11 protein-coding genes are annotated in these 13,824 nt (G+C 63.2%); 3 read left to right on the top strand and 8 right to left on the bottom strand.

The features are described from left to right. Positions 1–612: 612 nt before the first annotated feature. On the top strand, positions 613–2,076 hold the full coding sequence (gene rng / locus HWY37_RS28500) for a ribonuclease G (RefSeq protein WP_175208642.1): 1,464 nt from the start codon (positions 613–615) through the stop codon (positions 2,074–2,076). 40 nt (positions 2,077–2,116) lie between these two features. On the opposite strand, the gene HWY37_RS28495 is transcribed toward rng, so the two are convergent. The 4 genes from HWY37_RS28495 to HWY37_RS28480 all read right to left on the bottom strand — a co-directional run bounded on the left by HWY37_RS28495 (position 2,117) and on the right by HWY37_RS28480 (position 5,876). Then, positions 2,117–2,950 (bottom strand): NAD-dependent epimerase/dehydratase family protein, encoded by an 834-nt coding sequence (locus tag HWY37_RS28495; RefSeq protein WP_175208639.1) that lies wholly within the window; start codon positions 2,948–2,950, stop codon positions 2,117–2,119. A 66-nt stretch (positions 2,951–3,016) separates the two neighbouring features. Beyond that, positions 3,017–4,003, bottom strand: coding sequence for a TRAP transporter substrate-binding protein (locus HWY37_RS28490; protein WP_175208638.1), 987 nt, complete (start codon positions 4,001–4,003; stop codon positions 3,017–3,019). Positions 4,004–4,068: 65 nt separating this feature from the next. Continuing rightward, positions 4,069–5,340, bottom strand: a complete 1,272-nt coding sequence (locus tag HWY37_RS28485; RefSeq protein WP_175208637.1) for a TRAP transporter large permease — start codon at positions 5,338–5,340, stop codon at positions 4,069–4,071. Continuing rightward, complete coding sequence (locus HWY37_RS28480; RefSeq protein ID WP_246302426.1) at positions 5,337–5,876, bottom strand: TRAP transporter small permease; 540 nt, start codon at positions 5,874–5,876, stop codon at positions 5,337–5,339. The genes HWY37_RS28485 and HWY37_RS28480 overlap by 4 nt, the downstream gene beginning before the upstream one ends. A gap of 221 nt (positions 5,877–6,097) precedes the next feature. On the opposite strand from HWY37_RS28480, the gene HWY37_RS28475 reads away from it, so the two are divergent. Both HWY37_RS28475 and HWY37_RS28470 read left to right on the top strand, forming a co-directional pair. After that, positions 6,098–6,994, top strand: a complete 897-nt coding sequence (locus tag HWY37_RS28475; protein WP_176090334.1) for a LysR family transcriptional regulator — start codon at positions 6,098–6,100, stop codon at positions 6,992–6,994. Positions 6,995–7,163: 169 nt separating this feature from the next. Then, a complete protein-coding gene (locus tag HWY37_RS28470; RefSeq protein ID WP_176090333.1) occupies positions 7,164–7,865 on the top strand; it encodes a DUF3053 domain-containing protein in 702 nt (233 codons plus the stop codon). A gap of 87 nt (positions 7,866–7,952) precedes the next feature. Here HWY37_RS28470 and HWY37_RS28465 read toward each other — a convergent pair whose 3' ends face one another. The 4 genes from HWY37_RS28465 to msbA form a co-directional block, all read right to left on the bottom strand. Further along, positions 7,953–9,425: a GGDEF domain-containing protein gene (locus HWY37_RS28465; protein WP_176090332.1), complete on the bottom strand. Its 1,473-nt coding sequence runs from the start codon at positions 9,423–9,425 to the stop codon at positions 7,953–7,955. A 201-nt stretch (positions 9,426–9,626) separates the two neighbouring features. After that, a complete protein-coding gene (locus HWY37_RS28460; protein WP_176090331.1) occupies positions 9,627–9,857 on the bottom strand; it encodes a hypothetical protein in 231 nt (76 codons plus the stop codon). 121 nt (positions 9,858–9,978) lie between these two features. Then, on the bottom strand, positions 9,979–11,784 hold the full coding sequence (locus HWY37_RS28455; RefSeq protein ID WP_176090330.1) for a monovalent cation:proton antiporter-2 (CPA2) family protein: 1,806 nt from the start codon (positions 11,782–11,784) through the stop codon (positions 9,979–9,981). A 203-nt stretch (positions 11,785–11,987) separates the two neighbouring features. Beyond that, positions 11,988–13,763, bottom strand: a complete 1,776-nt coding sequence (gene msbA / locus HWY37_RS28450) for a lipid A export permease/ATP-binding protein MsbA (protein WP_175208630.1) — start codon at positions 13,761–13,763, stop codon at positions 11,988–11,990. Positions 13,764–13,824 lie beyond the last annotated feature (61 nt).

The raw sequence follows: 13,824 nt of genomic DNA, 5'->3' as shown, positions 1-13,824 counted from the left end.
GCCTGAAACTATAACACAACTTTTGCAGATTATGCAACCGGCTTTTGCCTAATTTGCATCCTATCTTGCAACCCCGCAACCTTCGCTTTCGCTCCGATCGCAGCCCTGGATTTCCAGAGGTTAGCTACTATTCAGGTGACTGAGAATGCTAGGGAAAACCCTTAATACGCATCACCAGCCAAGCCCAAGACTATAGCACCATTTTTGCTGATTGCGCAACTGGCTTCTGCCTGATTTGCTGCAATCCTTGCAATAACCGCTGGACGCCCGTTTCCGAGTCCCTGGCGGCAGATCCGCTTGGTTACCCTTGCCGACCTGTGTGCTTGCCTGGCTCCGCGCTTCAGAAACTGCCCGAATCGCGAAGGAGCGAGACTATAGCACAAGTTTGGCGGATGCCAAGCGTCGTCGGCACCCTGTTGTGCATCCAGCCCGGCGGGCTGCCTATATATAGGTAGTGCCCCGCCTAGAGATAGCGCAGCCTATAGGTGGTAGTGCATCCGCGCCAGTCTTCCCTATATAGATAGTTGCCGCGCCCTGCTTGCCGTACGTTTACTATTCGCCTGTACGCCGCACCTACCTGGAGACGAACACGCTATGCCCCCAGCCATCGCCCTGAGCGAAGACATCCTGATCAACGTCACCCCCTTTGAAACCCGCGTTGCGCTGGTGGAACAAGGGGCCGTGCAGGAGCTGCACGTGGAACGCAGCATTCAGCGGGGCCATGTCGGCAATATCTACCTGGGCCGGGTGGTCCGTGTTCTGCCGGGCATGCAGAGCGCCTTCATCGATATCGGACTGGAGCGCGCCGCCTTTATCCATATAGCGGACCTGCGCGAGAACCGCGGCGAAAGAAGCCAGGGCCTTACCCCCACGCCGATCGAGAAGCTGCTGTTTGAGGGACAGACCATCATGGTCCAGGTGGTGAAGGATCCCCTGGGCACCAAGGGTGCGCGCCTGTCCACCCAGATCAGCATGGCGGGCCGGATGCTGGTGTACCTGCCGCACGATCCTCACATCGGCATTTCGCAGAAGATCGATGACGAAGCCGAGCGCATCCAGTTGCGCGAACGGCTGCAGGCCCTGATGCCCTCCGAGGAAAAAGGCGGCTTCATCGTCCGCACGCAGGCGGAAGGCGCCAATGACGAGGAACTGACGGCGGACCTGGAATATCTGCGCAAGCTTTGGACCAGCGTCCAAGCCGCCGCCCGCAGCCAGCCCGCCCCCGCCTTGCTGCACCAGGACCTGACGCTGGCGCAGCGCGTGCTGCGCGACATGGTGGGACCGAACACCGGCGCCATTCTGGTGGACTCGCGCACCACCAGCGCCGCGATGCTGGAATGGGCGCGCGTCTACACGCCCTCGGTGGTGGATCGCATCCAGCACTACAGCGGCGAGCGCCCGCTGTTCGACACCGCCAACGTGGATGACGAGATCGCGCGGGCGCTGTCGCGCCGGGTGGACCTGAAGTCGGGCGGCTACCTCATCATCGACCAGACCGAGGCGCTGACCACGGTCGACGTCAACACGGGCGGTTTCGTGGGCGGCCGCAATTTCGACGACACCATCTTCAAGACCAATCTGGAAGCGGCCCAAGCCATCGCCCGCCAGCTGCGCTTGCGCAACCTGGGCGGCATCGTCATCCTGGACTTCATCGACATGGAGGAACAGGAGCACCGCGAAACCGTGCTGGCGGAGCTGAAGAAGGCGCTATCGCGCGACCGGACCCGTATGACGGTCAACGGCTTTACGCAACTGGGCCTGGTGGAAATGACGCGCAAGCGCACGCGCGACTCGCTGGCGCACCAGCTGTGCGAGCCCTGCCCTATGTGCGAGGCGCGCGGCAATGTGCGCACCCCGCGCACGGTCTGCTATGAAATCCTGCGCGAGATCCTGCGCGAGGCGCGGCAATTCAACCCCAAGGAATTCCGCATCCTGGCCTCGCAGGAAGTGGTCGACCTGTTCCTGGAAGAAGAAAGCCAGCACCTGGCGATGCTGGGCGACTTCGTGCGCAAGCGCATTTCGCTCGAAGTCGAGGGCGCCTACTCGCAGGAGCAGTACGACATCATCCTGGTCTAGGGTCTGTCCGCGCCAAAAGAAGCCCTGCTCGGGCCCAGGTTCAGGAAATCCTGTCCGTGGTGCCCACGAATTCCAGGGGGCAATAAAACCCCCCATGGAACTGGGCCGCGATGGGATCCTCCGGGATGTTCTGAGCCAGGATCTCCGCGGCGAAAACCTCGGAATCGTCCTGCGGCGCATAGCCCAGGAATTTGGCGTTGGAATTGTCCCAGCGGTTGCGCAGGTTGTTCGAGACCCCGTACACCACGGTGAAGTGATAGGACTCGTGTTCGACGCAACGCATCGCCAGCTGCGCCATGTCCCGATGGCTGAGCCAGGTCAGCAGTTGCCGGGCCTCGCTCGGGCGGTCGGGCGTGCGGAAGGTCCCGATACGCAGGCAGGCCACGGACATGCCGAACTTGTCCGCGTACATGCGGCCCAGTGCCTCGCCGAATACCTTCGAGACGCCGTACAGCGAATCAGGCCTGGGCTGCACGGTGTCATCGAGGAATTTCTCCCGACGGTGATAGCCGATGGCGTGATTCGAGCTGGCGAAGATCACCCGGCGCACGTTTTGGCGCCGCGCCGCCTCAAACACGTTGTAGCAGCCCTCTATGTTCATGGGCAGGATCTTCTCCCAGACGTCGGCGCCCGGAATGCCAGCCAGATGGATGACGCAGTCGATGCCCTGCATGCAGCGCTCCAGGGACTCGATGTCCCGGACGTCCATGGTGCAGATTTCCTCGTTTTCCTGTGCCAGTTCTTGCGGTGCGATGTCGGCCAATCGCAACAAGGCATAGCGGCCGCGCAAATGCGAGCGCAAGCACAGCCCTATGTTTCCGGCAGCGCCGGTAATGAGCACGCGCAGGTTTTCCGGTTGGTTGAAAGGCGTCATCGATCTGTCCGTTCTATTTGAAATTTGAGGGCACAGCCCCCGCACGCTGAGCGGGGGCAATCTCCGTTATTGCTTTTGCTTGGCGGCAATCAGCGCGTCATAGAGCGCCTGACCGTTGGGAGCCTCGCCGACCAGTTTTTTCACGACCGGCCGCGTCGCCTGCACCATGGAGTCGAGATTGCTGGGATAGACGATGGAAACCCCTTTCTGCTGCATCGTCTTCATGCCCTCGTCGTAGACCTTCTTGTAATAGTCGCGCGCATAGGCCATGGCCTCGTTCGCCGCTTCCTTGATCATTTTCTGTTCGTCAGGCGAGAACTTGTCCCATCGCTCCTTGGACATGAGCAACAGTGCCGGATGGATATTGATGTGCGTCATGTTGAAGTACTTCGACACTTCGATGAACTTGTCGGACACGAACTGGTCCGGCGTGGTTTCACCCCCGTCGAGCACCTTCTGCTGCAGAGCCAGGTACAGCTCCGAGTAGGCCATGGGCGTGGCTTGCGCCCCCAGCGCCTTGTAGCTTTCGACATATCCCGGCGACTGGATGACGCGGATCTTCATACCCTTGAGGTCTTCGGCCGAGTTGACGGCCCGGTTACCGAAGACGTTGCGCTCGATCGCCGAAAACCAGCCCAGGCCGACCAGGCCATATTTGGGCAGGACTTCCATGAATTTGTCGCCGGCCGGTCCGTTGAGGATCTGGTTGGCCTGGTCGACGCTGTCGAACAGGAACGGCGAGTCGAAGACCAGGAACTCCTTGACGATGCCGTTCAAGGTCGGCTGGCCCGTGATGACCAGGTCGGTGGCGCCGGCCACGGCGCCCTGGATCATGGTCAGCTCGCCGCCCAGCTGCGAGTGGGGAAACACCGAAATGGTGATCTTGCCATTGGATTTGGCCTTCAATACCTCGGCGAATTTCTGCGCGCCCACGTGAAACGGGCTGTCCGTCGTGAGCGTATGCCCGACATCCATGTTCAGGGCATGCGACGGCGAGGAAAACATGAGGGCGCTCAGGACGCCTGCGCCGAACAATTTCTTGAATACTTTCATTTTCCATCTCCTCGATTTTTCAGCCGCCCGAATCCGGCAGGGCCCGCGGGCGGCTGATTTATTTTTTATAAGAAAAATGTGCTGATGACGGGCACGTAGGAAATAATCAGGACATCGACCACCAGCACGCCAAGGAAAATCACCAGATACTTGGCCAATTGGTGCATCTTCAGCTGGGCGACCTCGCACACCACGAACAGGTTCACGCCCACCGGCGGCGTCACCATGCCGACCGCCAGATTGGTGATGACGATCATGCCGAAATGGATGGGGTCTATGCCGAACGCCATGCTGATGGGGGCCAGGATGGGCACGATGATGAGAATCGCGGCCAGGGCCTCGATGAACATGCCGACCAGGAACAGCATGATGTTCACCAGCAGCAGGAACACGATCGGACTGCTCGTCATTGAGCCGAGCATGGCCGCGACCTGCTGCGGCACCTGGTTGATCGTCAGCAGATAGGCGAACACGGCAGCGAACGCCACGATCAGCAAAATGATGGAAGACATCACCGCCGACCGCGCGAAAATGCCCAGCAAATCCTTGACCGTTATTTCCTTGTAAACGAACAACCCGAGCGCAAGGCCATAGAGCACGGCAATGCAGGAAGCCTCGGTCGCCGTGAACAAGCCGCCGTATATGCCGCCCAGAATGATGACCGGCATCATCAACGCCAGCGTCGCGTCCTTCAGCGCGATCAGGACGCCTTTCAGCCAGCCGGTGAAGCTCACCGGGGTAACTTCGTCGAAGCCCTGGATGCGGGCGACCAGGCAGACCGTCAGGATCAGGGATGCCGTGATCAGCAGGCCCGGCAGGATGCCGGCGAGAAACAGCGATCCGACCGACACGTTTGCCGTCAAGGCATACACGATCATCGGAATCGACGGCGGAATGATCGCCCCCAGCTCCCCGGACGATGCGGCAATCGATGCCGCAAATGATCGTGGATAACCTTTCTTCTCCATTTCCGGAATTAGCACCGAACCGATGGCGGCGGTCGTTGCCGAGGAAGAACCGGAGACGGTGGCGAACAGCAGCGAGGTCAGTACGGCCACCGCGCCCAAACCGCCGCGGATCCAGCCGACGAAGGCATTGGCCAGTTGCACCAGCCGGCTCGCGACTCCGCCCGACGACATCAGGTGTCCGGCCAGGATGAAGAACGGCACCGCCATCAGGCTGAACGAGTCCAGCGACTGGAATGCCATCTGCGCCACGATCAACAGGGACCGGTCGCCCGACTGCAAAGCAAATGCCGCGGACAAGCCCAGCGCCGTGACGATCGGCGCGCCGATCAGCAGGATCGCAAAAAACGATAGGAAAAGAACCGGAATCACAGCGCCCCTCCTTCGCTATTCTGGATCGCTGCCGCGCTTCTTTCGGCCTCGCCGCCCTGCTGCCATATGTCCGCGTTGAGCAGTTCCTTCACGACATGGGTAAAGGTATTCAGACTCATGAGCACGCAGCCGATGAACATGAACACGTAGATGTAGGCCATAGGCATTTCCATCGCCGGCGATGTTTGCCGCATGCCCAGTTCAATCAATCTGATCGATTTCCAGGCCAGCAGCACAGCAAGCATCAGCGTCAGGATGTGGGCCGCCACGCGCAGCCAGCGGGCGACGGACTCCGGCACCATGCCGATGAAGGCGTCGACGCCGATCAGGCGCAGGCGATAGGTGGCGACCGCCCCGCCAATGAAGACACTGCCGACCATCATGAAACGGCCCAGCTCTTCCGCCCACGGCGTGGAAAACGGAATGCCGGTATATGTGTAAAGCAGCCGAACAAACACAGAAATTGAAATAGCCAGGACCATCCCGATAAGGAATAATCCGGCGCACTTTTCAGCCGCACCGTTTATCGAATTCATTATTCGCTGCAGCGCTTGGAACCTCTGGTGTGAGGCACAATACCCGGCCATGCGGAGCCCTCCCTCTTTGTCTCATTTATTTATTCGCCGCCCTTTTTTGACCTGGGCGATCGGATGGAAATATACCGAGCGCCATGCGATTCGTAAAATTCAAATAACAGAACATTCTTTTCAAAAAAAACGATAGCCTGGGCGTAGCGCCATAGACGGGAGTTTCGATAATGTTGAGTGATCTCAAGCAGTTGCGCGCCTTCCTCACGATTGCGCGTCTGGGCAACTTCACCCGGACGGCGCATGAGCTGAACATTTCGCAATCGGCCCTGACCATCCAGATCCAGCAATTGGAAGCGCATCTGCGCACCCGCCTGTTCGACCGCAACCACCGCAGCGTCAGCCTGACGCCGCGGGGCCAGGAGCTATACCCGCGGATCGAACGTCTGGTGGCTGAAATCGAAGACCTGGTCACCCAGGCGCGCGACACCAGCGACCGGGAACGGGGCACGGTGACCGTCGCCGTCCTGCCCTCCCTGGCTGCCGGCTTGCTGCCCCAGGCCATACACAGGCTGAACCAGGATTACCCGCGCATTACGGTTTGCGTGCGCGACACGGTCGCCTCGCGTGTCAACGACATGACCCGCAGCGGCGAGGTGGACTTTGGAATAGGCAGCCCGATCAAGCGCGACCAGGAACTGGTTTGGGAAGAGCTGGTGACCGACCGCTTTTGCGCCTATATGGCGCACGATTACCCCTGGGCCGCACCAGAGACCGTGACGATCAGGGACCTGGCCGAGCATCCCCTTATCCTGCCGGTCAGGGAAAGCAGTATCCGCACGCATATCGAGGCGGCGGCCGACAAACTGAAAATCTCGCTGCCGGCGGCGTATGAAGTCGTCTACAACTCGACCGTGCTGGCCATGGCTGCGCAGGGACTGGGGGTGGCCATTCTGTCTGAATTGGCGGCGCGCGAAGGCGATACCAACCGCCTGCGCTGCGTGGCGATCAGCAATCCGCCGCTATACCGGCACATCGGCATTTTGCGGCGCGCCGGCCGTTCCCTGTCGCGTTCCGCGGAATTGCTCACCGCCGCATTGCGGGAAATCGCCACGAGCTCGACTTAACAGGCCGCGCGCATAATTTCACGTCATTGTGTGTGAATTATGTGACTTAACAATTCGTTTGCAATGAATTCTGAAAGCAATGGCGGGATGGCAAATGACCCGATAAGCTGCGGGCGCTTTACAGGGTATACCCTGAACGCCCATTATTTTGCTTCCGGAGATCCATGCGATGAAGTCCCTATTCCGTCCGTTCCTGGTATTGGCCGCAGCCCTGCCGCTGATGCTTGCCGCCTGCGGCAACAAGGAGCCCGAACAGCGTGCCGCGTTTACGCAGTTCCTGCAGACCCGCATCGTCGACAAGCCGGGCGTGCGCGTCCCGCAACTGACGGAAGAAGAAAAGAAGTCCTTTGGCGACTATGCGGCTCAATATGCGGTGATCACCGATTTCAACGCCGGCATGGATGCCTCCGTGAAACCCCTGTCCGGCATCATGCAGAAAGGCGCCATGCGCTCGCTGAACGATATCGTGACCCGCCGCGACGACCTTAAGGCCGTCCAGACTTCGCTCAACGAAATGGGCACGGCCCTGAAGGAACAGCAGGCCAAGGCCGATGCCGCGCGCGCGCAACTCAAGCAGCCCGAAGACCTGAAGGCGGTCTACGACAAGGCTTACGAGAAGACCGTCAGCCTGCCGGCCGACACGTTCCGCGACGTGCTGCCGCAGCTGAACGCGACCTTCGACAGCAGCCTGAAGATCGCCGACTATGTCGCCGCGCACGCCGCGCAGATCGATATCTCCGGCCCCGTGGTCACGGTGAAGGATCCTGCAGTGCAGGCTGAACTGAACCAACTGCTGCAGGACTTGAACGCGCAGGCCAAGAACGTGCAGCAGGTGCAGACGCGCATGCAGGCCGTGATGATCGGCCGCTGAATCGGCCGCATCAAGAAAAGCCCCGCCGCGCACTACGCGCGGCGGGGCTTTTTTCTTGTTACGCGCTGGCGACAAGCGCCCCTCGGTTCATGCGCCGGCCACGGCGACCCGGTTGCGGCCGGACTCCTTGGCCTGGTACACGGCGGCATCGGCGGCCTCGACCAGGCTGGCCGCGGCCTCTTCAGCCTGCGGTATCGCGCTTGCAACGCCCACGCTGACCGTGACGATTCCTGTCCCGGCGTCTGCGTGCGGCACCTTGAGCGCCGCCACGGCCTGCCGGATTCCTTCGGCGATTTCCGCCGCCCGCCGGCGGTTGGTATTGGGCAGCAGCACGACGAACTCCTCGCCGCCATAGCGCGCCGCCAGATCGCGCGGCCGCCGCGCCTTCTTCCTGAGCGCTTGCGCCAGCGTCTTCAGCAACTGATCCCCTTCCTGGTGGCCATAGCGATCGTTGTAGCGCTTGAAATGGTCCGCATCCAGGAACAGCAGCGACAGCGGCGTACGCTCGCGGCGCGCGTTCTGCCATTCGCGTTCCAGCGCCTGGTCGAATGCGCGCCGGTTGGCCAAACCCGTGAGCCCATCGGTGTGCGCCTGGACCGCCAACTGGGTCTCCACCGCCTGCCGCAGGCGCATCTCGCGCCTGAACAGCACGATCAGCGCCAGGACCGATAGCAGCAGCGCCGTGGTCACCGGAATGATGAACAGCGCGCGGCGGTCCCAGGGTTCCATCAGCTCGTCCACGTCCAGGGCCACATCGATGATGAGCGGCGTGTCGGCGATGCTGGCGAAGGTGTAATAGCGGTTCACGCCGTCCGGCGACAGCGCGCCCACGAACGAGCCTTCGCGGCGGATCAGGAACTGCTGGAAATCCAGGGCCATGCCGATGTCGCTGCCCATGTCCTGCACGGAGTACGGGGTGCGCAGCAGCACCAGGCCATCATTGCGAAAGACGCTGATTTCGTCCCGCTCGCCGATGGACAAAGCAGCGAAGCGATCGCGGAAATAGGCCAGGCGCAGCGAGCCGCCTACGACGCCCGCGAAACTGCCGTCCGGGTTGGACAGGCGCCGGCTGATGGCGATGCTTTCATCGCCGCCGCGCAGGCGGCTGCGGTACGGCTTGCTGACGTACATGCCGACGTCGTCGGCGTCCCGGTGCACCTGGAAAAAATCGCGATCGGCAAAACTTTCGGCCGGCGGCTCCAGGGCCCCGGAGTGGTAGCGGATGTTGCCGTCCCTATCCAGCACCACCACGGCGCCCAGGTATTCCGCCGTGGACGGGCGGTCGAACAGGAAGCGGTGCAGGGTTTCCGGCGCCAGGCGATCGAGGCCGGGTTCGCGCAGGCGTTCTGCCATGCCTTGCAGCGACAGGTCATAGACATGCAGGGTGCGGCTGATGTCGGCGGCCAGCACGCCGGTGATGTTGCGCGCCGAGGCATGGGCGGCTTCCCAGGTAGCGCGCCGGTCGATCCAGAGCAGCGCGACGGCCGCCGCGCAGATACCGATCAGGACCAGCACCGCCACGGCATACAGGGCGCGCTGCACAAGCCCGCGAGACTTCAATAAGGCGCTCCTACGCAAGGGAGGACAGGGTGACGCGGCACGGGTCCGGCAAGAGATACACGGCGCTGATAATGCCGTCCCCGGCCATGCCGCGCAAGATGCGGCCCTGAAAATCCCCCGCCACGCCACGCGCGCCGGCCGCCCAGCGGCGAGGCGGCGGCAAACCAGGACTCCGGGCGCGCTGCGCGCCCGGAGCTCCGGTCACGACATCGCCGCGGCGGCGATGCGGAAGGGAAAGGCTTTGGCGCCTCGCACCTTGTCGGTCTCGCGGTGCGCGCTGATCGACCAGGCGGGGCCGGCCCCGCCCGTCTGCGTCATCAGCTGGCGCATGGAACCTGCGGAAAACCCGCAGCGCAAGGCCAAAGCCTGGCGCCGGGCCAGTTCTACACCAACAGCTAGCGGCGTCGTGGAAATCCGGTCCGATTGCAGCATGGCAGCCCCCTGGCAAATGCTCTTCGAGGAAGAAGAGTCTGTGCGGGTAAATCTACCTTAGCCATTCGCGCTTGAGCGTGAAATGATGCGAAAAGTAATGCAAAGATCGGGAAATACTCGGTTACGCCGTCGGCGTGGCGGCGGCCCCCTCGGTTTCGCGGTCGGGTTTGTCGTTCCTGCCGTCCGGGACGCTGGTCATATTGCCGTACAGCAGCGAACGCCCCGCAAACAGCCCACCCGCGACCTCCAGGTCGAAACGTTCGGTATCGCGCCTGCGCACGTCCTGCACGACCTCGGCGGCCTCGTCCGCCGGCACCCCGATCACGCGCAGCGCGGCCTCGCCGAAGACCAGGGCGGATTCCAGGGTTTCCCGGACCTGGAAGTCCACCCCTTCCTTGGCCAGCGCCAGCGAATGGATGCGGTCATAGGCACGCACCACCACCCGCACCAAGGGAAACTCGGACTTGATCAGCTTGACCATGTGGGTGACGGCCTTGGGGTCGTCGATGCAGATCAGGATGGCGCAGGCGTTCTCGGCGCCGGCGGTGCGCAGCATGTCGATGCGCGTGCCGTCGCCGTAGTAGACCTTCACGCCCCACTTGGCCGCGGCCCGGATCGCGTCGGTGTCGGTATCAAGAATGGATACCTTCAGGTCGCGGGCCAGCATCGCCTGGGTCACGATCTGCCCGAAACGGCCGAAACCGACAATGAGCGCGCAGCCTTCCAGATCCTTGGCCACGTCCACGCCTTCCATGGAAGGCGTCTCCTTGGGCAGGAGCCAGCGCAACGCCAGCACGCACAGCGGCGTGAGCGCCATGGAAATGATGACGACGGCGGTCAGCACGGCGCCTGTGTGCGCGTCGAAGATACCGGCGGCGGCGGCGGCCCCGTACAGGACGAAGGCGAACTCGCCGCCCTGCGCCAGCAGCGCCGCGCGGGTCATCGCCTCGGCGTGCGAGGCGCGCAGCACCCGCGCCACCACATACACGCCTGCCGACTTCACCAGCATGAACACCACGACTGCCGCCAGGATCAGCGGCCATTCACGGGCCACCGCGGACAGGTCCAGCGACATGCCCACGCCCAGGAAGAACAGGCCCAGCAGAATGCCGCGGAAGGGCTCGACCTCGGCTTCCAGCTGATGGCGGAAGGTGGATTCGGACAGCAGCACGCCCGCCAGGAACGCGCCCATGGCCATGGACAGGCCGCCCAGTTCCATCAGCAATGCCGCCCCCAGCACCACCAACAAGGCGGCTGCGGTCATGACCTCGCGCGCATGCGCCGCGGCCAGCAGGCGGAACAGCGGATTGAGCAGCCAGCGGCCGGCGGCCAGCAGGGCCAGGATGCACGCCACGGCGATGGCCGATTGCAGCCAGGGATCGCCATGGCTGGCGTTGCCGGCGGGCGCCAGCAGGGTCGCCAGGGCCAGCAAGGGCACGATGGCCAGGTCTTCCAGCAGCAGGATCGACACGATGCGCTGGCCCTGCGCGCTGGCGGCCTCGCCGCGTTCGGCCAGTATCTGCATGACGATGGCGGTGGACGACAGCACGAAGCCCATCGCGGCCATGAAAGCCGCTGGACCCGACAGGCCGGCCAGCAGCCCCACCGCCGTCAGCAGTCCGCCGCAGGCCAGCACCTGGGCCACGCCCAGGCCGAAGATTTCTCCGCGCAGCTTCCATAGGCGCGACGGCTGCATTTCCAGGCCGATGATGAACAGGAACATCACCACGCCCAGTTCGGCCACGTGCAGGATGGATTTGGGATCCGAGAACAGGCCGAGGCCGAATGGGCCTATCACCAGGCCGGCGGCCAGGTAGCCCAGGACGGATCCCAGTCCCAGGCGCTTGAACAAGGGGACCGCGACGACCGCAGCCCCCAGCAGGACGACGACGTTGACTAGCTGATTGCCTTCCGAAGGCAGGGACATGGGGCGCTCCTGATGCACGGCGGACCAAAGCGCCTCGGGGCGCCGCCCTGCCCGCGACGGGCTGGGTCAGGGCCTGCCGGCAGGCCCGGGTCCATTTTCCGGCAATCAGGGCGATTGGCAATCCGGAAATGCGACAGGAAAAGACAGGGAAGACGCGCGCGGACCGCGGCGGGCGCCGGCCAAGGCCGGCGTCAGGGCCCGCATCAATCCTCGCGGAATTGCATCTTGTAGAGCGAGGCGTACAGGCCGTTCGCGGCCAGCAGCTCGGCGTGGGGGCCTTGTTCGACGATCTTGCCCGCGTCCAGCACGATGATGCGGTCGGCGTTCTGCACCGTGGACAGGCGATGGGCGATGACCAGCGTGGTGCGCCCCTTCATCAGGCGCTCCAGCGAGGCCTGGACCTGGCGCTCGGATTCGTTGTCCAGCGCGGAAGTGGCTTCGTCCAGGATCAGGATGGGCGCGTTCTTGATCAACGCGCGCGCGATCGCCAGGCGCTGGCGCTGGCCGCCGGACAGGCGGGCGGCGTTTTCCCCCACCGGGGTGTTGATGCCCTGCGGCAGGCCTTCCACGAATTCCAGCAGGTTGGCGGCTTCCAGCGCGTCGCGCACCTTCTGTTCGCTGGACTTGCCCAGCGCGCCGTAGCCGACGTTGGCCGCGATGGTGTCGTCGAACAGCACCACGTCCTGGCTGACCAGCGACAGATGCGAGCGCAGGCTGCGCAGCGTCAGTTCGTCGACCGGCATGTCGTCCACCAGGATCGTGCCGCTGTCGGCCAGCACGAAGCGCGGCAGCATGTTGACCAGGGTGGTCTTGCCGCTGCCCGATCGCCCCACCAGGGCCACGGTCTGGCCGGGCTCGACGGTGAAGGAAATATCGTTGACGGTATCGCGGTCGGCGTCGGGGAAGCGGTGCTTGACATTGCGGAACTCCACCTTGCCGCGCACGGGCTCGGCCAGTTCCTTGGTGCCTGTGTCCTTTTCGGGCGTCTGATCGATCAGCGTGAACACGCTTTCGGCCGACACCAGCATCTTCTGCATGCGGGCGGCGACGTTGGTCAGGCGCTTGATGGGATCGAAGATCTGAGCCAGCGCGGCCATGAAGGAAGCGAAGCTGCCCACGGTCAGCGCGCCGTTGTTGGCCTGGCTGAGCGCCACCGCGATGACGGCGCCGACCGAAATGGAAATGCAGACCTGGGTCAGCGGCGTCAGAGCCGCATCCGCCGTTGCCGTGCGCATGGCGAACCGGCGCAGGCGGCGGCTGACGTAATCGAAGCGGCCGCGCTCGACTTCATAGCCGTCGAACAGCTTGATGACACGCTGGCCGTCGATGCCTTCGCCGACCACGCGGGTCAGCTCGGCGTTCATGTTGACGGTTTCGCGGTTGATGCGGCGCAAGCGGCGGATGAAGAAGCGCGAGATCAGCACCGACACCGGCAGCATGATCAGGATGATCAGCGTCAGCACCCACGACATGTACAGCAGCACGCAGATCAGGGCGACCACGACCAGGGTTTCGCGCACCAGCACCGTGATGACGTCGGTGGCGTAGCCGGTGACGTTGCCGGCGTCGATGGTGAAGCGGTTGAGCAGGCGCCCGGTGTCGCCCTGCTTGAAATCGGCGTCGGGCAGGCCCAGCAGGCGCTCGAACATGTCCCGGCGCATGCCCAGCAGGACATTGTTGGCCACCCAGGCCAGCAGATAGTCGCTGAAGAAGTTGCAGATGCCGCGCAGCAGGATCAGGCCGACCACGGCCAGGGGCAAGGCCCAGACGTAATAGGGCTTGGTGCCCGAAAAACCGCCGTCCAGCAGGGGCTTCATGATGACCGCCAGGACCGGCTGGGTGGCGGCCGCGCCTGCCATCAGCAGGACGGCCAGCATCAATCCCTTCCAGTAGGAGCCCACGCGGCTGTATATCCGCCTCCAGAGTTCAGCCTTGACGGGTTGGGACCCTGCGGGCGCGTTGCGTGCGGCAGAATTCAAAGGGATCACTCGCTTTTATACAATCGTGGCGAGAATTGTACCGGCTGCGCGACAAGTCGCC

The organism is Achromobacter anxifer, from assembly GCF_903652925.1.
Classification (GTDB): domain Bacteria; phylum Pseudomonadota; class Gammaproteobacteria; order Burkholderiales; family Burkholderiaceae_B; genus Achromobacter; species Achromobacter anxifer.
Note: the sequence above shows the minus strand (reverse complement) of the source record. Positions and strands in the feature narration are given on the sequence as shown.